This is a genomic window from Burkholderia sp. JPY481 (assembly GCF_038900515.1).
GTDB classification, from domain to species: Bacteria; Pseudomonadota; Gammaproteobacteria; order Burkholderiales; family Burkholderiaceae; genus Paraburkholderia; species Paraburkholderia youngii.
The window spans coordinates 12,147-32,845 of sequence record NZ_JAYMRT010000027.1 but is presented as its reverse complement, the minus strand read 5'-3'; the positions used below and the strand labels follow the sequence as shown (position 1 = coordinate 32,845).

20 protein-coding genes are annotated in these 20,699 nt (G+C 65.7%); 11 read left to right on the top strand and 9 right to left on the bottom strand.

Annotated elements, in window-relative coordinates; all coding sequences use genetic code 11:
• Positions 1-62 precede the first annotated feature (62 nt).
• Positions 63-1,775, top strand: a complete 1,713-nt coding sequence (locus VSR82_RS35020) for a methyl-accepting chemotaxis protein (protein WP_429458214.1) — start codon at positions 63-65, stop codon at positions 1,773-1,775.
• 145 nt (positions 1,776-1,920) lie between these two features.
• On the opposite strand, the gene VSR82_RS35015 is transcribed toward VSR82_RS35020, so the two are convergent.
• From VSR82_RS35015 to VSR82_RS35005, 3 genes are all read right to left on the bottom strand, one after another.
• The gene (locus VSR82_RS35015) at positions 1,921-2,484 is read right to left on the bottom strand and encodes a YggT family protein (RefSeq protein ID WP_368584966.1); all 564 of its coding nucleotides are present in this window, start codon (positions 2,482-2,484) and stop codon (positions 1,921-1,923) included.
• 156 nt (positions 2,485-2,640) lie between these two features.
• Complete coding sequence (locus tag VSR82_RS35010; protein ID WP_498858509.1) at positions 2,641-2,961, bottom strand: EthD family reductase; 321 nt, start codon at positions 2,959-2,961, stop codon at positions 2,641-2,643.
• 96 nt (positions 2,962-3,057) lie between these two features.
• On the bottom strand, positions 3,058-3,993 hold the full coding sequence (locus VSR82_RS35005) for a Rossmann-like and DUF2520 domain-containing protein (protein ID WP_429458216.1): 936 nt from the start codon (positions 3,991-3,993) through the stop codon (positions 3,058-3,060).
• Positions 3,994-4,264: 271 nt separating this feature from the next.
• Between VSR82_RS35005 and VSR82_RS35000 the strand changes: the two genes are divergently transcribed.
• From VSR82_RS35000 to VSR82_RS34990, 3 genes are all read left to right on the top strand, one after another.
• Complete coding sequence (locus tag VSR82_RS35000; RefSeq protein WP_013090236.1) at positions 4,265-4,426, top strand: hypothetical protein; 162 nt, start codon at positions 4,265-4,267, stop codon at positions 4,424-4,426.
• A 387-nt stretch (positions 4,427-4,813) separates the two neighbouring features.
• Positions 4,814-5,128 (top strand): hypothetical protein, encoded by a 315-nt coding sequence (locus tag VSR82_RS34995; protein ID WP_368584963.1) that lies wholly within the window; start codon positions 4,814-4,816, stop codon positions 5,126-5,128.
• Positions 5,129-5,335: 207 nt separating this feature from the next.
• On the top strand, positions 5,336-6,301 hold the full coding sequence (locus VSR82_RS34990; protein WP_429458219.1) for a threo-3-hydroxy-L-aspartate ammonia-lyase: 966 nt from the start codon (positions 5,336-5,338) through the stop codon (positions 6,299-6,301).
• Between the two features lie 71 nt (positions 6,302-6,372).
• Here VSR82_RS34990 and VSR82_RS34985 read toward each other — a convergent pair whose 3' ends face one another.
• Together VSR82_RS34985 and VSR82_RS34980 are read right to left on the bottom strand one after the other, a co-directional pair.
• Positions 6,373-7,053 carry a LysE family translocator gene (locus VSR82_RS34985; RefSeq protein WP_429458221.1) on the bottom strand — a complete coding sequence of 227 codons (681 nt, stop codon included), beginning with the start codon at positions 7,051-7,053 and terminating at the stop codon, positions 6,373-6,375.
• A gap of 47 nt (positions 7,054-7,100) precedes the next feature.
• Positions 7,101-8,675 carry a UbiD family decarboxylase gene (locus VSR82_RS34980; protein ID WP_410851848.1) on the bottom strand — a complete coding sequence of 525 codons (1,575 nt, stop codon included), beginning with the start codon at positions 8,673-8,675 and terminating at the stop codon, positions 7,101-7,103.
• Positions 8,676-9,291: 616 nt separating this feature from the next.
• Here VSR82_RS34980 and VSR82_RS34975 point away from each other — a divergent pair.
• Positions 9,292-10,500, top strand: coding sequence for a transglycosylase SLT domain-containing protein (locus tag VSR82_RS34975; protein ID WP_429458223.1), 1,209 nt, complete (start codon positions 9,292-9,294; stop codon positions 10,498-10,500).
• A gap of 96 nt (positions 10,501-10,596) precedes the next feature.
• On the opposite strand, the gene VSR82_RS34970 is transcribed toward VSR82_RS34975, so the two are convergent.
• The 4 genes from VSR82_RS34970 to ribBA all read right to left on the bottom strand — a co-directional run bounded on the left by VSR82_RS34970 (position 10,597) and on the right by ribBA (position 14,080).
• Positions 10,597-11,793: a pyridoxal phosphate-dependent aminotransferase gene (locus tag VSR82_RS34970; RefSeq protein ID WP_429458225.1), complete on the bottom strand. Its 1,197-nt coding sequence runs from the start codon at positions 11,791-11,793 to the stop codon at positions 10,597-10,599.
• A 161-nt stretch (positions 11,794-11,954) separates the two neighbouring features.
• A complete protein-coding gene (nusB, locus tag VSR82_RS34965; protein WP_013090229.1) occupies positions 11,955-12,389 on the bottom strand; it encodes a transcription antitermination factor NusB in 435 nt (144 codons plus the stop codon).
• Complete coding sequence (gene ribH / locus VSR82_RS34960) at positions 12,386-12,898, bottom strand: 6,7-dimethyl-8-ribityllumazine synthase (RefSeq protein ID WP_368584956.1); 513 nt, start codon at positions 12,896-12,898, stop codon at positions 12,386-12,388. The genes nusB and ribH overlap by 4 nt, the downstream gene beginning before the upstream one ends.
• Positions 12,899-12,946: 48 nt before the next feature.
• Entirely contained in the window at positions 12,947-14,080 is a 1,134-nt protein-coding gene (gene ribBA, locus VSR82_RS34955; protein ID WP_368584955.1) for a bifunctional 3,4-dihydroxy-2-butanone-4-phosphate synthase/GTP cyclohydrolase II, read from the bottom strand.
• A gap of 268 nt (positions 14,081-14,348) precedes the next feature.
• Between ribBA and VSR82_RS34950 the strand changes: the two genes are divergently transcribed.
• The 6 genes from VSR82_RS34950 to catC all read left to right on the top strand — a co-directional run bounded on the left by VSR82_RS34950 (position 14,349) and on the right by catC (position 20,684).
• A complete protein-coding gene (locus tag VSR82_RS34950; protein ID WP_410851844.1) occupies positions 14,349-15,470 on the top strand; it encodes an enolase C-terminal domain-like protein in 1,122 nt (373 codons plus the stop codon).
• Between the two features lie 28 nt (positions 15,471-15,498).
• Positions 15,499-16,503, top strand: coding sequence for a hypothetical protein (locus VSR82_RS34945; protein WP_429458228.1), 1,005 nt, complete (start codon positions 15,499-15,501; stop codon positions 16,501-16,503).
• On the top strand, positions 16,500-17,165 hold the full coding sequence (locus VSR82_RS34940; RefSeq protein ID WP_429458230.1) for a gluconate 2-dehydrogenase subunit 3 family protein: 666 nt from the start codon (positions 16,500-16,502) through the stop codon (positions 17,163-17,165). The genes VSR82_RS34945 and VSR82_RS34940 overlap by 4 nt, the downstream gene beginning before the upstream one ends.
• A complete protein-coding gene (locus VSR82_RS34935) occupies positions 17,155-18,798 on the top strand; it encodes a GMC family oxidoreductase (RefSeq protein WP_429458232.1) in 1,644 nt (547 codons plus the stop codon). The genes VSR82_RS34940 and VSR82_RS34935 overlap by 11 nt, the downstream gene beginning before the upstream one ends.
• Positions 18,799-19,229: 431 nt before the next feature.
• A complete protein-coding gene (locus VSR82_RS34930) occupies positions 19,230-20,366 on the top strand; it encodes a muconate/chloromuconate family cycloisomerase (protein WP_410851840.1) in 1,137 nt (378 codons plus the stop codon).
• 27 nt (positions 20,367-20,393) lie between these two features.
• The gene (catC, locus tag VSR82_RS34925) at positions 20,394-20,684 is read left to right on the top strand and encodes a muconolactone Delta-isomerase (protein ID WP_013090220.1); all 291 of its coding nucleotides are present in this window, start codon (positions 20,394-20,396) and stop codon (positions 20,682-20,684) included.
• The last annotated feature ends 15 nt before the right edge of the window (positions 20,685-20,699 follow it).

The following is a 20,699-nucleotide window of genomic DNA, read 5'->3' as shown; positions in this document are numbered from 1 at the left end:
TGCGCACCCGCAAGCCGTCACGCTCGCGGCGCTCCCCATCCTGTTCAAGAGACTTTCCCAAGATGCAGTGGTTTTCCAATCTGAAACTGAGCCACAAGCTGGTCGGCTCGTTGATGCTGTGCGCGTTCGTGACGGCCATCGTCGGCACGGTCGGTGTGCTGAAGGTGCGCGAAGTCGCGACGATGCAAACCGAAATGTACGACCGCGAATTCGTGCCGGTGCGCGACGACGGCACCGCCGCGTGGCAGGCGGCCTCGCACTTCCGTCGCCTCTATTCGTACATCCTGAATCCGGAGCCGGCGGGCCGCGCCGATACGGTGCGCCTGAATCACGGCGGTGAAGCGGCGATCCTGGCGGCGTTCGACTACGAGCGCAAGCACGCGACCACGGACGCGCAAAAGCAATTGCTGAGCGACTTCGACGCCGCCTATCCGGCCTATATGAGTTCGGTCGCGAAGGTGATGGCGCTAGCCGACCAGGGCGATCAGACCGGCGCGCTCGCCGAACTCAAATCGACCACCGACCCGCTGCACGTCAAGCTGCGCACGCTGATGATCAAGCTGTCGGACGTGCGCGATGAGTTGGCCAGACAGCGCGTAGCGAACGGCGTCGACATGGTTCGCTCGGTGACGTGGTGGATCGCGAGCTGCGCGGTCGTCGGCGTTGCGATTGCGATCGGCTTGGGGCTGCTGGTGACGCGGGCGGTCGTGCGGCAGATCGGCGGCGAACCGGCCGAAGTCGCGAAGGTCGTCGAGCAGATCGCGGGCGGCGACCTGAGCCAGCGCCTGCACACCGGCGCCGCCGACGAGCGCAGCATCCTGCGCGCGGTCGCACACATGCAGGAGCGTCTGGCGTCGACGATCGGCTCGATCCGCGAGAGCGCCGAGTCGGTCAGCATCGCTTCGCAGCAGATCGCGAGCGGCAACATCGATCTGTCCGCGCGTACCGAAGAGCAGGCCGCTTCGCTCGAACAGACCGCGGCGAGCATGTCGGAGTTGACGCAGACCGTCGGCCGCAACAGCGACAACGCGCGCAACGCGAGCGCGCTCGCGACTCAGGCGGCACAGGTCGTCAACACCGGCAACACGGCGGTCGAGGGCATGGTGCGCACGATCGGCGAGATCAGCGGCAGCTCGACGAAGATCTCGGAGATTACCGGCGTGATCGAGGGCATTGCGTTTCAGACGAATATTCTTGCGTTGAACGCGGCCGTCGAGGCGGCGCGCGCGGGCGAGCAGGGGCGCGGCTTCGCGGTGGTCGCGAGCGAGGTGCGCAATCTGGCGCAGCGTTCGGCTAGCGCGGCGAAGGAGATTAAGGAGATGATCACGACGTCGGTCGCGATCATCGAGGGCGGCACGCAGCAGGCGGCCGAAGTCAGCACGACGATGGCGGATATCAAGGACGCGATTCATCGCGTGTCGGACATCGTCGGCGAGATCGCGACGGCCTCGGAAGAGCAGAACCGCAGCATTCACCAGGTCGGCCAGGCCGTCACGCAGATGGACGAGACCACGCAGCAGAACGCGGCCCTCGTCGAACAGGCCGCGGCGGCCGCGCAATCGCTCGAAGCGCAGGCGCGCAAGATGAAGCAGACGGTGTCGGTGTTCCGGACCGCGGAGAGCCGCGGTTTTGCGGCGGCCGTGTCGAAGCCGGCGCGGGCGTCGACTCAGGCGCCGGCGCGCGTGCGTGTCGACCAGCCGGCGTTGCCGCGACCCGCGGTGGCCGTGCCAGCGCGCGAGCGCGTGGCGGCGACCGCGGCTGCGGAGGGCGACTGAAGTACGTTCTGATCCACGGCTCGCGACCCAGCCTGGCGATCCGAAAATTGACCGCCTGAGGCGGTCGAAGCCGCCACAACGATCAGCAGACACGAAAACGCCGCCGCGTGCGGTCGCAAGCGGCGGCGTCTCCAACGCGCTCAGGTCAGATCACAAAATAAGTCAGTTGGACCGCCGCGCGCGTGACGACCATCTGCAGCACTTGCACGATCACGAACAGCAGGATCGGCGACACATCGATACCGCCGAACTTCGGCAGCACGCGGCGCAGCGGATTCAGAAACGGCGCCGTCAGCTGATACAGAATCGGCATCGCCGGCGAGCGCGGATTGAGCCACGACAGCAGCGCCATCAGGATCGTCATCCAGATGATCAGATTGAGCGCCCATTTGATCGCAGTGAGTACCGCGACGATCAGCAGCGTCGGCACGAGCGTCAGCGGATCGGCACCGGTCATCACGATCATCAGGAGGACGTAGATAATCGCGGCGATCAGCGTCGCGGCCACGCTCGCCCAGTCGATCCTGCGCGTGCTCGGCAGAATGTGCCGCAACGGCAGCACGATCCAGTTGGTCGCTTGCAGCACGGCATTCGAGACCGGGTTGTACGGCGGCAGGCGCACGACCTGTAGCCACGCGCGCAACAGCAGCGCCGCGCCGAACAGCGTGAAAATGGTATTGAGCAGAAAACGGGCGATATCGCCAAACATCTCGTGTCCTTATGCTTCTGATAACGGCCACCGGCGGGCCGCGGGCTGCCGGCGTCGCCCGATCGGTGCGCGCCAGCGGTTTTCTGGATTAACTCGTTAGCCAACCGGAGGTTCGACGCCATTGCGCACCGCCTACCAGTGGTTGTCTGTCCGGCATCACACGGAAATCCGGACCTCGCTGATCAGGATCGTGCCGTTGCCGCCGTCGGTGTAGTTCGGGATATCCGCCAATAGTTGCTCGGACGCGGGCTTGAACACTTCATAGAAGTCGTCCGCGCTATCGAACAGGAAGTGACCCGCTGCCACGTAAGGCGGCGGCGTGCCGGGCGGTCCGGCGTTCAGGCCCGCGTCGACCGACCAGCCTTTCAGCGCCGGCCGGAACAGTTTCGCCGCGAGCGGCATATGGGTCGCGCAGTAGTAGTCCATGTCGAAGCGGCCATTTTCCCGGTACGGGTAGAGGATGCTGACCTTGATCATTGTGCGTTCTCGTCTGTTGATCCCGAGGCGCGGCGCGGGTCGTCGCGTGATTCGCGTCTGCTTCGCCCGGCGCGCCGGACGTCACATTATCACGGCTTACTCAACGCTTGCACCTGCTGCCGCCCGATTCAGCGAGCGGCCCAGCGATTCTTCCACAGCTTCGGAGATCGCTTCAATCGTCGCGGGCGGCGCGGCGCGCCGTCGCGCGAGGTTGACCGCGCGGCGCGTCAGCAGACCGTACAGCGCGGCATGGTCGCCGTCGAAGCTTTCGAGCAGCGCCAGCTGCTTCTCGACGACACCGGTGTCGCCGCGCGATACCGGTCCCGCGAGCGCGTTCGGCAGGCCCTTGTCGCGCGCGGTTTCGATCGTGCCGGCGAGCATCGGCAAGAGAGCGCGCAGCGCGTCGTCTTCGGCAAAGCCGAGCGTGCGCCACAACGCGACGCATTCGGCGAGGCTGCAGAGCGCAAAGCTCGCCGCGTAGTGCGCGGCGGCGTGATACAGCATGCGGCCGCCCGGCGGAATCGACAGCGGATGGCAGCGCAGCGCGAGCGCGAGCGCGGTCAGCGTCTCCTTCAGTTCGCCGTCGGCTTCGATCGTCACCGAACAGCCGGCGATCCGCTCGAGATCGGCGAGCTCGCCGCTAAATAGATACAGCGGATGAAAGCCGCCGATCGCCGCGCCCTGATCGCGCGCCTGCGCCAGTAATTCGACCGGCGATGCGCCGCTGCAGTGCACGAGCGCCTTGCCGGGGTGGCTTGCCGCATCGCCGCCAAAGCGGAGAGTGTGCGCTGTCGTACCGATGCTGTCGTCGGGAACGGCTAAAAAAACGATATCGGCGGCGTCGACGACCCGTTGCGGGTCGGTTGAGGCCGCGCAGTGTGCGATCTGGGCGGCGAGCCGGCGCGCGGAATCGGCCGAGCGGCTCGCCACCGCGGTGACCGGGTAGCCGGCGCGCGCAAACGCGAGCGCGAGACAGCGCGCAAGCCGCCCCGCGCCGATGAAGCCGACGCGCGGCAAGGAAGACTGGGACATGGTCACCTGCTCCCGACGGATCGTGTGAACGGGAAAGCAGCAGTATCTCGCATCCGGCGCAGCGCGAGCGCGATCCGGCCCCTCGGGTCGACACCTGTCGTCGGATGAGTTTGCGGGCGATATGGCGCCAACGGTCGGTCATCGGGTGGCGCGACGCCCATGGGTGTGAAAACTGCTCACAATCGTAGTGACAGGAACAGTGGTCGATGAGCCGGTTTTGACCGTCGTATTTTCGTACTTCGTTCGCAGTCAGAAAATCGGGAGGGTAGCGATGAGTATTTTTTCTTACCGAAAACACTTGCGGTTCCTGACGCACGCCCAGCGCCGTCGCTGGTGGGATCAGAAAAAACGCCTGACGCCGCGCGTGCGGATCAGCGGCGCATACGTGCCGCCCAATGTGTCCCGCGAATTCGTGTACGTGAAGGTCGGCTAGGCGCGCGGTCTTCACAGGTGAGAAAATGCCCGGCTCGAGTCATTGAGCCGGGCATTTTTTATTGGGAAATTCCTCCGGGCTGTCAGGATTGAATCGAATTTGTAATTAAAGTTTACCGATGCGCGAACTCTAGCCCCTCGCGCACGATCAGACCTATGACACGCGGTCCGTCGCTCGCGTGCAACCCCTTGATTCACGGCTCATTTTGCGGTCGTCGCGGCGGCGCGTAGGCGCGCTCGTGCGGCGCCCGGCCAAACGCTTCGGCCCGCCCTTGCAATTTGCAACAAATGCGAACAGTTCGGCCGGGGCTTTTTAGATACATTGATTCCGCAGCATGCGAGGCATGCGCAGTCGGCGACCTTGGCAGGCCGCGCTAGGAGAATAGAAGTGAAAAAGATCGTTCCGTTTGTCGTTGCAGCCGCACTCGGCTTGGGACTAGCCGGGGCTGCTGAGGCAGGTGTTTCCGTCGGTATCGGCCTTGGGGTGCCGATCGCGCCCGCCTATCCGGTCTATGCGGCGCCGCCGCCCGTCTATTACGCGCCGCCGCCTCCGCCGGTGTATGCGCCGCCGGTTGTGGTCGCACCGGCTCCAGTAGTGGTCGGCGGCTATTACGGCTATGGCCACCCTTACTATCGCGGCTACTACCACGGCTACCGTGGCTACTATCGCGGCGGCTACGGACACCCGTACTATCGTCATTAAGAAGCGCGGGCGCGCATGACGCGCGCGGGAACGTCGACGGCGTAACACAGGCTTGTGCCGGGTTACGCCGCTTCTATTTGTATCGCTGGATTTTTGCTTTCCGCAGGGTTCCTCGCAGGCGTCGCGCGCTCCCGCAAGCACCATTCCAAAGCATCGATGAAGCTGGGAGAATGGCTGCTTCGCCACCGCTTCAGGAGAGCTTCGCCGATGCAAGCGCTTCCCGCTCCCACCTTCGATGACGTCCTCGACGCCGCCACGCGTCTCGAAGGCGTCGCGCACCGCACCCCCGTTCTGACGTCGAGCACGTTCGACGAGCGCACTGGCGCGTCGGTGTTCTTCAAGTGCGAAAACTTCCAGCGCATGGGCGCATTCAAGTTCCGCGGTGCGTACAACGCGATTTCGCATTTCGACGCGGAGCAGCGCAAGGCGGGGGTGCTGACCTATTCGTCGGGCAATCACGCGCAGGCGATCGCGCTGTCGGCGTGTCTCGCCGGCATTCACGCGACGATCGTGATGCCGCACGACGCGCCCGAGGCCAAGGTCGCCGCGACCAAAGGCTACGGCGGTGAAGTGATCACGTACGATCGCTACAAGGAAAATCGCGAGGAAATCGGCCGGCGCCTGGCCGAGGAGCGCGGCATGACGCTGATTCCGCCGTACGACCATCCGCACGTGATCGCCGGGCAGGGCACCGCGGTCAAAGAGCTGATCGACGAAACCGGCCCGCTCGACATGTTGTTCGTGTGCCTTGGCGGCGGCGGGCTGATCAGCGGCAGCGCGTTGTCGGCTGCTGCGCTGAGTCCGGCTTGCACGGTGATCGGCATCGAGCCCGAAGCGGGCAACGACGGCCAGCAGTCGCTCGCGCGCGGCGAGATCGTCCATATCGACACGCCGCGCACGATCGCCGATGGCGCCGCCTCGACGCATTTGGGCCATTACACGTTCGCGGTCATCCGTCGGCTGGTCGCGCGAATCGAAACGGTCAGCGACGCGCAACTGATCGAGACGATGCGCTTTTTCGCGCAGCGCATGAAGATCGTCGTCGAACCGACCGGTTGCCTCGCGGCGGCGGCGGTGCTGAATGGCATCGTGCCGGTGAAGGGCAAGCGCGTCGGCGTGGTGGTGAGCGGCGGCAACGTCGATTTGCCGAAGCTCGCGCAGTACCTCGCCTGAGCGACTGACGCCGAGACGCATGAAGAAAAAACGGCTCGCCGATGCGAGCCGTTTTTTTATTCTGGATCGCTTCAGCTTGCCACTTGTGCGGTGCTCTGTACGATCAGGTCGTGATACCCGTTGACGATCACGCTGTACGAGAAATACGCGAACAGCAGCGCCGACAGAACGTGACACGCCCGCAGCAGACCGGCACCCGCGCGCTTGCGTCCGTGGCTGCCAAGGCCGCAGATAAAAAGCGTCCAGCACAGGCCGCCGAGAAAGAAGCCGCCGAGGAAGATCAGAGCAGTCGTCGGGCTCGTTGCGCCGGCTTTCGCGATCAGCGCGCCGCCGACCGCCGCGAACCACAGGATCGCTGAAGGCGACGACACCGCCAGCAGCACGCCACGCAGGAAGCCGCGCCATGGCGACTGATGCGGCGCAGTAGCGTCGCCTTCGCCGGCTACAGCGGGCGCCGTGGCTGGGAACATCGCTTCGCGCCCCATCTTCCAGGTGAGAAAGAGCAGGATCGCCGCGCCGCCGATCCACACGACCCAGCGCACCGATTCGAACTGCAGCAGCGCGGCCATGCCCGCGAGCGCGAGCGCCGCGTAAATGAGATCGCCGACGCACGAGCCGAGGCCGAGCCAGAAGCCCGGCCGGAAGCCGTGCGACAGCGTCAGGGAAATGATCGCGACGTTGACGAGACCGATATCGAGGCACAGCGACAAGGACAGAAAAAAACCGTCCGACATCATTGAAAAAGCGTGCATCCGCGCGAGCGCTCCATCCGTTATTAGTTGTGTTGTTTGGCGCGCGTTTAGAGGCCGAGGCCCAACTCATTCCACAAGCTGTCGATACGCTGCTTGACCGCCTCGTCCATCACGATCGGGCGGCCCCATTCGCGGTCGGTTTCGCCCGGCCACTTGTTGGTCGCGTCGAGCCCCATCTTCGAGCCGAGACCGGCTACCGGCGACGCGAAATCGAGATAGTCGATCGGCGTGCGGTCGACGAGCACCGTGTCGCGCGTCGGATCCACTCGCGTGGTGATCGCCCAGATCACTTCGTTCCAGTCGCGGATATTGACGTCCTCATCGACGACGACGATGAACTTCGTATACATGAACTGCCGCAGGAAGCTCCACACGCCGAACATCACGCGCTTCGCGTGGCCGGGGTAGCTCTTCTTCATCTGCACGATCGCCATGCGGTAGCTGCAGCCTTCGGGCGGCAAATAAAAGTCGGTGATCTCGGTGAATTGCTTCTGCAGCAGCGGCACGAACACTTCGTTCAGCGCGACGCCGAGTACCGCGGGCTCGTCGGGCGGTTTGCCGGTGTACGTGGAGTGATAGATCGCGTCGCGGCGCATCGTGATCCGCTCGACCGTGAAGACGGGGAACCACTCCTGTTCGTTGTAGTAGCCGGTGTGATCGCCGTACGGGCCTTCGAGCGCGTGTTCGTAGGTTGCCGACGCACCCTTCGACGGACGCGGCGGCGCGCCGGCCGGAGCGGGCGAGGGCTCTCCTTCCTGTGGATAGATGAAGCCTTCGAGCACGATCTCTGCGCGCGCGGGCACCTGCAAACCGTCGACGCCCGGCGTGATGCACTTCGCGAGCTCGGTGCGTCCGCCGCGTAGCAGGCCGGCGAACTGGTATTCGGACAGCGTGTCGGGCACCGGCGTGACCGCGCCGAGGGTCGTCGCCGGGTCCGCGCCGAGCACGACGGCCACCGGATACGGCTTGCCGGGATTTTTCAGCGCGAACTCGCGGAAATCGAGCGCGCCGCCGCGATGCGCGAGCCAGCGCATGATCAGTTTGTTGCGCCCGATCAGTTGCTGGCGATAGATACCCAGGTTTTGTCGGCTCTTGTTCGGCCCTTTCGTGACGGTCAGGCCCCAGGTGATCAGCGGCCCGGCATCGCCCGGCCAGCAGGTCTGAATAGGCAATTTGCCGAGGTCGACGTCGTTGCCTTCCCAGACGATTTCCTGGCAGGGCGGCGCGCTGACCGTCTTCGGCGCCATGTCCCACACGGCCTTCGCTAGCGACAGCAGCTTGCCGGCGTCCTTGAGCCCTTTCGGCGGCTCGGGTTCCTTCAGCGCGGAGAGTAGCCGGCCGACATCGCGCAGCGATTCGAGCGCCGCCTGGTCGCCGGCGCCCGCTTCTGCATCGATGCCCATGCCGAGCGCGACGCGGCGCGGCGTGCCGAACAGATTGCCGAGCACCGGGAAGGCGTGGCGCTCGGTGTTCTCGAACAGCAGAGCCGGACCGCCCGCGCGCAACACGCGGTCGCACAGTTCGGTCATTTCGAGATTCGGCGACACGTTTTGCGAAATTCGGCGCAATTCACCGATCGCCTCGAGGCGGCCGGTGAAATCGCGCAAGTCTTTGTATTTCATCTGTGACGGTTCAGGGCCGCATGCACGGCGCATAGGATTGGGGGCGCAGAAGGACCGACGGATGTACGTGTCCGGCGCAAAAAACGATTGTCGATTTTACCTGCGTTAGCTAGCGCACGTAGATCAACCAAATGGTCTATCCGGAACAGCCAGGGTCGGATCGCCTAAAACGCACACAGAACAGGGCTTTCGGCCAACTGAACACTGTTTATAATTACAAATAGTTATAGATATTGCATTCTATAGTGTTGACGATCTATAAAACCGTGCATAGAATCCGACCACATTGGTTGCAGGGCGTTAACCTTTTTACCGTCGCCCCCGGTCCTCAGACGCAACGCGTCACCGTTTTACTTCCCTGCAGGGTAGAACGGCATTATTGAAGTCCCTCACCAGCGTCCACAACGCTGGTTTTTCGCGTGGGAGCCAAGCCCGATGCACATTGAATATGTGTGGGCTGTTTTTGAGATGGCTCCCCGAAACGGTATTTGTTGCCGTTTTCCCGACGTCGCTGCTGCCCAACCAGAGAGCACGCGATGTCTTGACTCTGCGAGCGCGCTGTACCGCCTGATTTGACCCGGCGGAGTTCGCGGATCATGCAAGATGGGAGATCTGAATGAACGCCTGGTTATCGTGGCGTCCTGATGAGCGTATTGCGCAGGTTGTGCGCGGTGCGCTGCGCCGCGGGACGCGACTGAGTCATCACCTGTTCAGCATTGTCGGCGGGATCGCCGTGGTGCTGGCTCTCGCACTATGGCTGATGCCAACCTGGCGCGGCGCGTTGGCTGCGCGTCTGATGCCGGTCATTTCCGCCGCCGTGCAAGCGGGCCCCGCCCGCCTACTGCAAGGCAACCCGTTGCCGGCCATCGGACCGACCAGAAATGCCGGTGCATCCTCCGACGAATCGCTGTCGGCCAATTCGCCGAACTCGCCGAGCCCCGCCGATGGGTCGAGCGACGGCAGCATGACCCTGACCTCGTCGACCACCAGCTTCGACGGCGCGTTCGACAACGCTGGCACGTCGGGCACCAGCACCGTCGCGCTCAATGGCCTCGATCCGCGTACGATGCAGGGCGTCAGCGCGCTCGCGCGTCTGATTCCGCAGCAACGCGTGTCCGCCGATGCGCGCGACGACCGCGTGCTCGTGTCGAGCCACGAGCAGGACCTGGTCGCGTCGTACCTTGCGCGGCGTTATCGCGTCGCTCAGGAGCCCGTCAGCGAGCTCGTGAAGGCCGCGTTCGACACCGGCCGCGAAGTCGGCCTCGATCCGCTGCTGCTGCTCTCGGTGATGGCGATCGAATCGGGCTTCAATCCGTACGCCGAGAGCGGCGTCGGCGCACAGGGCCTGATGCAGGTGATGTCGAAGGTGCATTCGGACAAATTCCAGTATTTCGGCGGCCAGAGCGCTGCGCTCGAACCGCTCGCGAACATCAAGGTCGGCGCACTCGTGCTGAAGGATTGCATCGCGCGCGGCGGCTCGCTGCCGGGTGGCCTCCGACTGTACGTCGGCTCGAGCACGCCGGACGACGGTGGCTACGGCGCGAAGGTGATGGCCGAGCGCGGTCGCCTGCGCGATGTCGCGCGCGGCCGCAAGGTGCCGATCAATGCGCCGCAGGCTCCAGTGCTGACCGCGTCGACGACGCCGGCGCCGGCCGCCTCGACGAGCGGCGGCAATGGCAAGCGCGTCCAGGTGACATTGCAGGCCGGCCACGCGCTGAGCCCGGCGACTCCGGCGGCGCACTCGCAGCCGGCCGATCAGCAGGACGACGCGAGCGCCAATTCGGCGACGCGCCATGTGGCGTCGGCGTCGGAGCTGGGAGCTTGAGTTAGACGTTTGCCAGGCGCATGAATAAAAAAGGACACCCGAGGGTGTCCTTTTTTGCGTCTGGCAGGCCGGTCGCCGGCGGCTCAAAGCCTCACATCAATGCGGCCCGAACAGCTTCGCCAGCCGCTCGACAGCCTCTTCGAGCTTCGGATACGCGGTCGCATACGACAGCCGGATGTAGTCCCTCGGCGCGTGCGTGCCGAAGTCCATGCCCGGTACCAGCACGACGCCGGCATCGTGCAGCATCGCCTTCGTGAGCGCCGCGCTGTCGCCGGCCGCGGGATGCGCGACGCCGCGGCAGTCCGCGTAGACGTAGAACGCGCCGTCGGGCATCACCGGCACCGAGAAGCCGAGCGATTCGAGCGCCGGCGCGATGAAGTCGCGGCGTCGCTTGAATTCGAGGCGCCGCGCTTCGTAGATCGCGATCGTCTCCGGCTCGAAGCAGGCGAGCGCCGCGTGCTGCGCCAGTGCCGACGCGCAGATGAACAGGTTTTGCGCGAGCTTTTCGAACGCGCTGACCATCGCGGGCGGCACGACGAGCCAGCCGAGTCGCCAGCCAGTCATGTTGAAGTACTTGGAGAAGCTGTTGACCGTGACCACGTCGTCGCCGAACGACAGCGCCGACACGGGCTTCGCGTCGTAGCTGAGGCCCTGGTAGATCTCGTCGACGATCGTGAAGCCGGCGCGCGCACGCACGGCCTTGACGATCCGCTCGAGTTCGGCCGGCTCGATCGACGTGCCGGTCGGATTCGACGGCGATGCGAGCAGCACGCCGCGGGTGCGCTCGCCCCACAGGCGTTCGACGTCGTCGGCGGTCAGCTGGAAGCGCTCGGCCGGCCCGCTCGGCACCATCACCGGCTTGCCTTCGGCGGCGATCACGAAATGTCGGTTGCACGGATAGCACGGGTCGGGCATCAGCACTTCGTCGTCGCGATCGACGAGCGCCGCGCACGCGAGCAGCAGCGCCGCCGACGCGCCCGCCGTGACCACGATCCGCGCCGGATCGACGTCGATGCCGTAGAACTCGGCGTAATGCGCGGAAATCGCGTCGCGCAGCTCGTGCACGCCGAGCGCGTTCGTGTATTGCGTGACGCCGCGGCGCAGCGCGCTCGCGGCCGCCTCGATGACCGGCTCGGGCGCGGTGAAATCCGGCTCCCCGATGCCCATGTGAATGATGTCGCGCCCGGCTCGTTCGAGCAGCGCGGCCTCCTTGGCCAGTTCCATCACGTAGAAAGGCTGGATGGCATCGACGCGCGCGGCGAGCCGCACGAGAGGTTCGGTCACGGAGTTCATACGGTCAGATCCAATTCAGAAGCAGGGGACGGCGCCCACGCATCAAATGATGCGCTCATCGAAGCGCGGGGCGGTGTCCTTGCGGGCGCTCGAGGTGCTTCGCCCTGTGCAGTGCGGCGTGGCGGGAACCGATGCGCGGCATAGCCCCGCCCGCACAGCGCTCAGCCCTTGCGAGCCGCCTGCGTTTCGGCGGCGCGCAGTTGCGCCGAGAGCTTGTCGAGTACGCCGTTCACGTACTTGTAGCCATCCGAGCCGCCGAACGTCTTGGTCAGCTCGACCGCTTCGTTGATGACCACGCGATACGGAATGTCGACGTGATTCTTCAGTTCGAACGCGGCGACCAGCAGCACCGCGCGCTCGACCGGCGACAGCTGATCGATCGGACGATCGAGGCACGGCGCGATCGCGGCGGACAATTCCTCGGAATCGCGCATCACGCCATGCAGGATTGCGTCCAGATGCTCGTGGTCGGCCTTGTCGTAACCTTGCGCGCCGCGCAGTTGCGCGTCGATCTCACCGCCGGGCGAGCCCGACAGCAGCCACTGGTAAAGCCCCTGCGTGGCCAGTTCGCGGGAGCGTCGGCGTGCGCTCTTCATGCCTCTTCCTCGTCGTCTTCGTCATCATCTTCGTCGTCATCGCCGCCGAGCTGTTCGAGCGCGACCGCGAGGTTCGCCATTTCGACAGCCACGCGCGCGGCGTCGCGACCCTTCTCGGTCATGCGTGCGACGGCCTGCTCGTCGTTCTCGGTGGTCAGCACCGCGTTCGCGACCGGAATGCCGAAGTCGAGGCCGATGCGCGTGATGCCCGCGCCGCTTTCGTTCGACACGAGTTCGAAGTGGTACGTCTCGCCGCGGATCACCGCGCCGAGCGCGATCAGCGCGTCGAATTGCGCGCTTTCCGCGAGCTTTTGCAGTGCGAGCGGGATTTCCAGCGCGCCTGGCACCGTGACGAGCAGCACGTCTTCGCCGGTCACGCCGAGGCGTTCGAGTTCTTCGATGCAGGAGTCGGCGAGGCCGTTGCAGACGGGTTCGTTAAAGCGCGCCTGGACGATGCCGATGCGCAGTCCGTCGCCGTCGAGATTCGGTTGGTATTGTCCGATTTCCATGTGAATTCCGTAGTGTTTGAGTGGGCGCGAGGCGCGTGAGTGGCCGGATCAGACTTGCGGGGCTTGCGTTTTGCTGCCGGGCATCGGAATGAAGCCCGTCACTTCGAGACCATAACCCGACATGCTGCCGAGCTTGCGTGGGTTCGACAGCACCTGCATCTTGCCGACGCCGAGTTCGCGCAGAATCTGTGCGCCGACGCCGTAAGTCTTAAAGTCGACCGGGCGGCGCTTCAGCGCCTCCGCTTTTTCCTTCGAGTCGAACGCCTTGAAGACGTCGATCAGATGGTCTTTCGAGTCGCCGCAGTTCAGCAGCACGACCACGCCGAGATCGCGTTCCGCGATTTCTTTCATGGCCGCATCCAGCGTCCACGAGTGCGTGGATTCGCCGACTTCGAGCAGATCCAGCACCGACAGCGGTTCGTGCACGCGCACCGGCGTGTCGCGATCGGGCGACGGCGTGCCGCGCACCAGCGCGATATGCGGCTGGCCGCTCGGCTGGTCGAGATACATGACCGCGCGAAACGCGCCGTGCGCGGTTTGCATCGTGCGTTCGCAAATACGCTCGACGATCGATTCCGTGCGGCTGCGATAGTGGATCAGATCGGCGATCGTGCCGGTCTTCAGGCCGTGCTCCTTGCCGAACTCGAGCAGGTCCGGCAGACGCGCCATCGTGCCGTCGTCCTTGATCACTTCGCAGATCACCGCGGCCGGCGTGAGGCCCGCGAGCCTCGTGAAGTCGCAGCCGGCCTCGGTATGGCCGGCGCGCACCAGCACGCCGCCCGGCTGGGCCATGATCGGGAAGATATGGCCGGGCTGCACGATGTGTTCGGCTTTTGCGTCCGGCGCGACCGCGGCGGCGATCGTGCGGGCCCGGTCGGCTGCCGAGATGCCGGTCGTCACGCCTTCGGCCGCTTCGATGCTGACCGTGAACGCCGTGCCGTACTGCGTGCCGTTGCGGTAGGTCATCAGCGGCAGGTTCAGCTGTTTGCAGCGGTCCTGGGTCAGCGTCAGGCAGATCAGGCCGCGGCCGTAGCGAGCCATGAAATTGATCGCTTCCGGAGTGACAAACTCGGCGGCGATCACGAGGTCGCCCTCGTTTTCGCGGTCTTCTTCGTCGACGAGGATCACCATCCGACCGGCTTTCAGTTCGGCGATGATCTCTTGGGTGGAGGCGAGCGTCATGTTGGCGAGTTTTTCGGGAAAGCGCGTATTTTACGCCACGCGCGGGCCCAAGTCGCCTCCGCCAGACGACATAGGCGGTTTGGCCGATTGACGAAGAGCTGGGCGTGCTCGCCATCGCCGCCCCGCTTTACGGATTGCAATAGTGCGGAACGGTACTTGCGGCGCAGCAGGCAGCTTCGTCTCACTACGATCCGGAGACTGCGATGTCGGGGACCGTCGGCTATTGCATCGCTGCAAGGCGTCACGCGCACGCGCAAGGAGCGCGGCCATGAAGCGCGGCGTCACCAATGGGGGCTCGTCGCAGGCGCCCGTCACCGCGCTGCGCGCGAGCGCGTACCGGATTCCGACCGACGCGCCGGAAGCCGACGGCACGTTCGCGTGGGACGCGACCACGCTGGTCGTCGTCGAGGTCGACGCGGGCGGCGGCACCGGCATCGGTTACACGTACAGCGACGCCTGCATCGTCGCGCTGATTCAGGGCGCGCTCGCCACCTGCGTGCTGAATCACGACGGCCTGGACGTCGGCGCCCATTGGCAACGGCTTCAACGCCAGGTGCGCAATCTCGGCCGCGCCGGACTGGCCGCCACCGCCATTTCCGCGATCGACTGCGCGCTGTGGGACCTGAAGGCGAAGCTGCTCGGCGTGCCGCTCGTCGGCGTGCTCGGCGCGCTGCGCCCGACCGTGCCCGTCTACGGCAGCGGCGGCTTCACCACGTACACGAACCAGCGCCTGCAGCAGCAGTTCGCCGGCTGGGTCGCGCAGGACGGCTGCCGGTGGGTCAAGATGAAAATCGGCAGCGAGCCCGACAAGGACCCGGCGCGCGTCGCGGCGGCGCGCGAGGCGATCGGCGGCGCGGGCCTGTTCGTCGACGCCAACGGCGCGTTCACGCCACAGCGGGCGCTGTACTACGCGCAACGCTTCGCCGAGCACGAGGTGAGCTGGTTCGAGGAGCCCGTGTCTTCGGACGACGAAGCGGGCCTGCGCAACGTACGTGAGCACGTGCCGGCCGGCATGGAGATCGCCGCCGGCGAATACGGCTACACGCTCGACGATTTCCGCCACCTGCTCGCGACCGGTGCCGTCGACGTGCTGCAAGCCGACGCGAGCCGTTGCGGCGGCATCACCGGCTTTCTGCAGGCCGCCGCGCTGTGCGACGCGTATCACGTGCCGCTGTCCGCCCACTGCGCGCCGGCGCTGCATCTGCACGTCGCGTGCGCCGCGCCGCGCTTGCGCCATCAGGAGTGGTTCCACGACCACGCCCGGATCGAAGCGATGCTGTTCGACGGCGCGCCGCGTTTACGCGATGGCGAGATGGAGCCGGACCTGTCGCGGCCCGGTTGCGGGCTCGAATTCAAGCAGGGCGACGCCGCGCGCTACCTCATCAAATAAAGCAGGCCGGAACAGGGAAGCTATATCGATGAGCTCTTCAAGCGTACCCGGATTGCTGTACACGGCGGCGGCGGTCGCGGCCGTCGCGACGTTGGCCGCGCGCGGCGCGCGAGGACCCGAGCCGCATCGCGAACCACGCGGCAGCGGCCTGCGACAGCGCGAGCGTCGAGCCCCCGTGACGTTCCGGGCGCGTGTACACACGAGAAAACCCGCTGGCGAGGTCCAGGCACACGTCGAAGCGGCCCGCACCTTCAACCATAGCTCCGCGCTGCTCGCGCTGTCGGTGCTCGCCGACAGCGCGATGGAGCACTACCGCGGCTCGTTCGACAACCCCGCGATGTTCGCGCCGCTCGTCAGCGCGAGTCTGTCGCTCGCCGCGGGTCTGCATGGTGGCGCGGATCGTCGCGGCCAAACGCATCGCGCGCGCCATGCGATCTATCTGGGCGCGGCGGCGACCGGCATCGCCGGCACCGGTTTCCATCTCTACAACGTGATGAAGCGCCCGGGCGGCTGGAGCTGGAACAACCTGTTTCACGCGGCGCCGCTCGGCGCGCCGATCGCGTTGCTGCTGTCGGGCGCGTTCGGTGCCGTCGCCGAACGGCTGCGCGACCAGCCCGCCGCCGACCCGCGACTGCTCGGCATGCCGGCCGGTCAGGCGCTCGGTCTGCTGGTCGCGGCCGGTCTCGTCGGCACCGTGGGGGAGGCCGCGCTGCTGCATTTTCGCGGCGCGTTCCAGCATCGCGCGATGTACGCGCCGGTCAGCATTCCGCCCATCACCGCGGCGCTGCTCGCGCATGCCGCGCTGGCTGCTCCGCGTGAGCGCTGGTACACGCGGCTGTGGTTGCGCATCACGACCGCGCTCGGCTTTGTCGGCGCGGGTTTTCACGCGCGCGGGATCGCGCGTCGCCAGGGCGGCTGGCGCAACTGGAGCCAGAACCTGTTCGACGGGCCGCCGCTGCCTGCGCCGCCGGGCTTTTCCGCGCTGGCGCTCGCCGGACTCGCCGCGCTGCGTCTGCGGGAGACTGAAAAATGACTCACGAACCACGCTCGACCCGAGCCACCCGCTATCCCGGCTACGACGTGCTCGACAAACGCACGACGCCGTCGTGGGACGCTCACACCCGCGCGGTGATCGCCGAACGCCTCGCGACACCGCTCGAGCCGCGCTTTTTCAGCGCCGTCGAATGGCTCGCGGTCACGTCGCTGTGCGCGCGCATCGTGCCGCAAGCGAACGCGCAACCGGTGGTGCCGCTCGCCGCGCTGCTCGACGCGCGCCTCGCCGGCAACAGCAATGACGGCTACCGCGACGCCCGTTTGCCGCCGATGCGCGACGCCTGGCGCATCGGCCTCGCCGCGCTCGATGCCGAATCCCGCGAGCGCGGCGGCCTGCCGTTCGCGAGTCTCGCGCAGGACGCGCAGATCGCGCTGCTCGGCGACATGCAGCGCGGCGAACTGACGAACCCCGCGTGGCGCGGCATGCCGTCGAAGCTGTTTTTCAGCGAGCGCGTGCTGCACGATATCTGTGGGCTCTACTACTCGCATCCGCACGCGTGGAGCGAGATCGGTTTCGGCGGCCCGGCGAATCCGCGCGGCTACGTGCGCATGTACCTGAACCGGCGCGATCCGTGGGAGGCGGTCGAAGCAACGCCCGACACGCACGAAGAGGCCGCCAGGGAGAACCGCCGTGTCCGATGATGCGCAGCAACGGCCGCGCGGCAAGGACGGCCGCGCCCCGGATGTGTTCCAGCGTGGCGGCTGGGTGCCGATGCGCACGTACCCCGACGGCGAGGAGGTCGATTTCGCGATCGTCGGCACCGGCGCCGGAGGTGGCACGCTCGCGTGCCGGTTGGCGGAAAAGGGCTTCAAGGTCGTCGCGTTCGATGCCGGCGCATGGTGGCGTCCGCTCGAGGAGTTCGCGTCGGACGAGGCGCATCAGGAAAAGCTGTTCTGGACCGACGAGCGCATCTGCGACGGCGACAATCCGCTGAAGCTCGGCCACAACAACAGCGGCAAGGCGGTCGGCGGCAGCACGGTCCATTTCGCGATGGTGTCGCTGCGTTTTCGGCCCGAGTGGTTCAAGTCGCGCAGCGTGCTCGGCTATGGCGCCGACTGGCCGCTCGACTGGCGCGAGATGTGGCGCTACTACGGCGAGGTCGAGGAGGCGCTGAAAATCTCCGGACCGGTCAACTATCCTTGGGGCCCGAAGCGGCCGCGCTATCCGTATCGCGCGCATGAGCTGAACGCGGCGGCGCTGGTGCTTGCGCGCGGCGCCGAAGCGCTCGGCATCGACTGGTGCCCGACGCCGCTCGCAACCATCTCCGCGCCGCGCGGCCACGCGCATCCGTGCGTGTACCGCGGCTTTTGCGTGTCGGGCTGCGCGACCAACGCGAAGCAAAGCGCGCTCGTCACGTGGATTCCGCGTGCGCTGCGTGCCGGCGCCGAAGTACGCGATCTGGCGATGGTCGGCCGCGTCGTCACCAACGACGCGGGGCTCGCCACCGGCGTCGAATATCTGCGCGAAGGGCAATGGCGATTCCAGCGCGCGAAGCACGTGGTGGTGGCCGGCTACGCGATCGAAACGCCGCGCCTGTTGCTCATGTCGGCCAACAGCCGCTTTCCGGACGGACTTGCGAACAGCTCGGGACTCGTCGGCAAGAACCTGATGGCGCAGTCGAACCAGGCCGTCTACGGCACCTTCGACGAAGACATCCGCTGGTACAAGGGACCGCCGTCGCTCGCGCTCACCGAGCACTGGAACTACGAAGACAAGGGCAAGGATTTTTTCGGCGGCTACTGCTACATGAGCCAGGGGCCGCTGCCGAACGGCTGGGTCGCGGTGCAGAACGGCCGTGGCTTGTGGGGCGACGCGCTCGGCGCGGAGATGCTCAAGTACAACCACCAGGCGGGGCTGAAGATCGTCGGCGAAATGCTGCCGCAGCAGCGCAACCGCGTGACGCTTGCCAACGAGAAGGACCAGTATGGGCTGCCGATCGCGCGCGTCACCTATTCCTGGTGCGAGAACGACAAGCGGCTCATCGCGCATTCGCTGGACTTCATGGAGCAGGCGCTCGCGGCGGCCGGCGGCAAGGAGATCTGGCGCGAGACCGACGACACCTGCCACCTGAACGGCACCGCGCGCATGGGCGACGATCCGGCGACGAGCGTCGTCGATGCGGACTGCCGCAGCTGGGACATCCGCAACCTGTGGGTGTGCGACGGCTCGGTGTTTCCGACCGTCGGCGGCGTGAATCCTTCGCTGACGATCCAGGCGATCGCGTGCCGCACTGCTGACCGTATCGCGGCGCTCGCCGCGCGCGGCGAGCTATAGCTTTCGCGTCGTTCGCCGGATGGAGGCCTGAATGAAGCGTACCTGGACGGTCATCGGTGTCGATGACGTGGCTCGCAGCTTCGGCTGGTATCAGCAGCTATTCGGTCAGCCGCCGACGCCGCCCGCTCACGACGTACTACGTGATGGTCAGCGCGCTGTCCGCGGTGTGAGGCCTTATCGCCAGTCACACCTACCGCGCACAACATGCTCTACGAGCATCGAAGCTTGACGCAGGTCATGTTCGCGGCGAGAAAACGGGCTCTTTTTCAATGCGCGACATGCATGGTGCGATGCAAAATCCATAGAAAGGCCGGGGTTGTGCGGGTCACCATACCTTGAAGGTATGAAAAAGGACAGGAAAAGTATTGGACGGCCCAAAAGGGCGAGGGGTATAAAAACATCCAATGAACTCACTTCTCGCCGTAGCCGCCATGACCCACGCGACCATCGAACGTATCGAAACCCGCCTCGTCGATCTGCCGACGATCCGCCCTCACAAGCTGTCGGTCGCCACGATGTACGGGCAGACGCTGATGCTGGTCAAGGTGTACTGCAGCGACGGCATCGTCGGGATCGGCGAAGGCACCACGATCGCCGGCATGGCCTACGGCCCGGAAAGCCCCGAGGCGATGAAGCTCGCGATCGACGCCTACTTCGCCCCGGCGATGATCGGCAAGGACGCGACGCAGATCCAGGCGCTGATGGCGCACCTCGGCAAGCTGGTCAAGGTCAATCATTTCTCGAAGAGCGCGCTCGAAACCGCGCTGCTCGACGCGCATGGCAAGCGCCTCGGCGTGCCGGTGAGCGAGTTGCTCGGCGGCCGTCGCCGTGAGCGCCTGCCGGTTGCGTGGACGCTCGCGTCGGGCGATACCGCGAAGGACATCGCCGAAGCCGAGCACATGCTCGACGTACGCCGCCACAAGGTCTTCAAGCTGAAGATCGGCGCGAAGGAACTGAAGACCGACATCAAACACGTCGCCGACATCAAGAAAGCGGTCGGCGAGCGCGCCGCGGTGCGCGTCGACGTGAACATGGCGTGGAGCGAGACCCAGGCCGCCTGGGCGATTCCGGCGCTGGCGGACGCGGGCTGCGATCTGGTCGAGCAGCCGGTTGCATCCGCCGCCGCGCTCGCGCGCCTGATGCGCCGCTTCCCGGTCGCGCTGATGGCCGACGAAGTCCTGCAAGGTCCGGACAGCGCGTTCGAGATCGCGAAGAACGGCGGCGCCGATGTGTTCGCGATCAAGATCGAACAGAGCGGCGGCCTGTTCGCCGCGCAGCGCGTGGCCGCGATCGCCGATGCCGCCGGCATCGAGCTGTACGGCGGCACGATGCTCGAAGGCGCGTTCAGCACGGTGGCGTCGGCGCATCTGTTCGCGAGCTTCGCGAATCTGCAATGGGGCACCGAGCTGTTCGGCCCGCTGCTGATCACCGAAGAAATTCTGACCACGTCGCTCGATTACAGCGACTTCGAACTGACCGTGCCGAACGGCCCGGGTCTCGGCATCGAACTCGACGAGGCGAAGGTCAAGCGATTCACTCGAGACGGGCTGATGAAGGTGACCCGCTAAACCGATTCAGATCAAGAGGAGTCAACGATGCTTTTCCATGTGCGAATGGACGTGAACCTGCCGGTCGACATGCCGGCCGAAGTGGCGAACGAAATCAAGACCCGCGAGAAGGCTTACTCGCAGGAACTCCAGCGTAGCGGCAAGTGGCGTCATATCTGGCGCCTCGTTGGCGAGTACGCAAATTACAGCATCTTCGATGTAGAGAGCAATGCCGAACTTCACGACATTCTGTCCGGTTTGCCTCTGTTCCCGTACATGAAGATTTCGGTGACGCCTCTGTGTCGTCACCCGTCGTCGATTCGGGACGACGACATCTGAGCCCAGGGGCCAGGC

Excerpts from the sequence above, each read along its gene's own strand:
- VSR82_RS35020 (WP_429458214.1), top strand. The coding sequence starts at position 63 with ATGCAGTGGTTTTCCAATCTGAAACTGAGCCACAAGCTGGTCGGCTCG.
- VSR82_RS35015 (WP_368584966.1), bottom strand. The coding sequence starts at position 2,484 with ATGTTTGGCGATATCGCCCGTTTTCTGCTCAATACCATTTTCACGCTG.
- VSR82_RS35010 (WP_498858509.1), bottom strand. The coding sequence starts at position 2,961 with ATGATCAAGGTCAGCATCCTCTACCCGTACCGGGAAAATGGCCGCTTC.
- VSR82_RS35005 (WP_429458216.1), bottom strand. The coding sequence starts at position 3,993 with ATGTCCCAGTCTTCCTTGCCGCGCGTCGGCTTCATCGGCGCGGGGCGG.
- VSR82_RS35000 (WP_013090236.1), top strand. The coding sequence starts at position 4,265 with ATGAGTATTTTTTCTTACCGAAAACACTTGCGGTTCCTGACGCACGCC.
- VSR82_RS34990 (WP_429458219.1), top strand. The coding sequence starts at position 5,336 with ATGCAAGCGCTTCCCGCTCCCACCTTCGATGACGTCCTCGACGCCGCC.
- VSR82_RS34985 (WP_429458221.1), bottom strand. The coding sequence starts at position 7,053 with ATGCACGCTTTTTCAATGATGTCGGACGGTTTTTTTCTGTCCTTGTCG.
- VSR82_RS34980 (WP_410851848.1), bottom strand. The coding sequence starts at position 8,675 with ATGAAATACAAAGACTTGCGCGATTTCACCGGCCGCCTCGAGGCGATC.
- VSR82_RS34975 (WP_429458223.1), top strand. The coding sequence starts at position 9,292 with ATGAACGCCTGGTTATCGTGGCGTCCTGATGAGCGTATTGCGCAGGTT.
- VSR82_RS34970 (WP_429458225.1), bottom strand. The coding sequence starts at position 11,793 with ATGAACTCCGTGACCGAACCTCTCGTGCGGCTCGCCGCGCGCGTCGAT.
- nusB (WP_013090229.1), bottom strand. The coding sequence starts at position 12,389 with ATGAAGAGCGCACGCCGACGCTCCCGCGAACTGGCCACGCAGGGGCTT.
- ribH (WP_368584956.1), bottom strand. The coding sequence starts at position 12,898 with ATGGAAATCGGACAATACCAACCGAATCTCGACGGCGACGGACTGCGC.
- ribBA (WP_368584955.1), bottom strand. The coding sequence starts at position 14,080 with ATGACGCTCGCCTCCACCCAAGAGATCATCGCCGAACTGAAAGCCGGT.
- VSR82_RS34950 (WP_410851844.1), top strand. The coding sequence starts at position 14,349 with ATGAAGCGCGGCGTCACCAATGGGGGCTCGTCGCAGGCGCCCGTCACC.
- VSR82_RS34945 (WP_429458228.1), top strand. The coding sequence starts at position 15,499 with ATGAGCTCTTCAAGCGTACCCGGATTGCTGTACACGGCGGCGGCGGTC.
- VSR82_RS34940 (WP_429458230.1), top strand. The coding sequence starts at position 16,500 with ATGACTCACGAACCACGCTCGACCCGAGCCACCCGCTATCCCGGCTAC.
- VSR82_RS34930 (WP_410851840.1), top strand. The coding sequence starts at position 19,230 with ATGACCCACGCGACCATCGAACGTATCGAAACCCGCCTCGTCGATCTG.
- catC (WP_013090220.1), top strand. The coding sequence starts at position 20,394 with ATGCTTTTCCATGTGCGAATGGACGTGAACCTGCCGGTCGACATGCCG.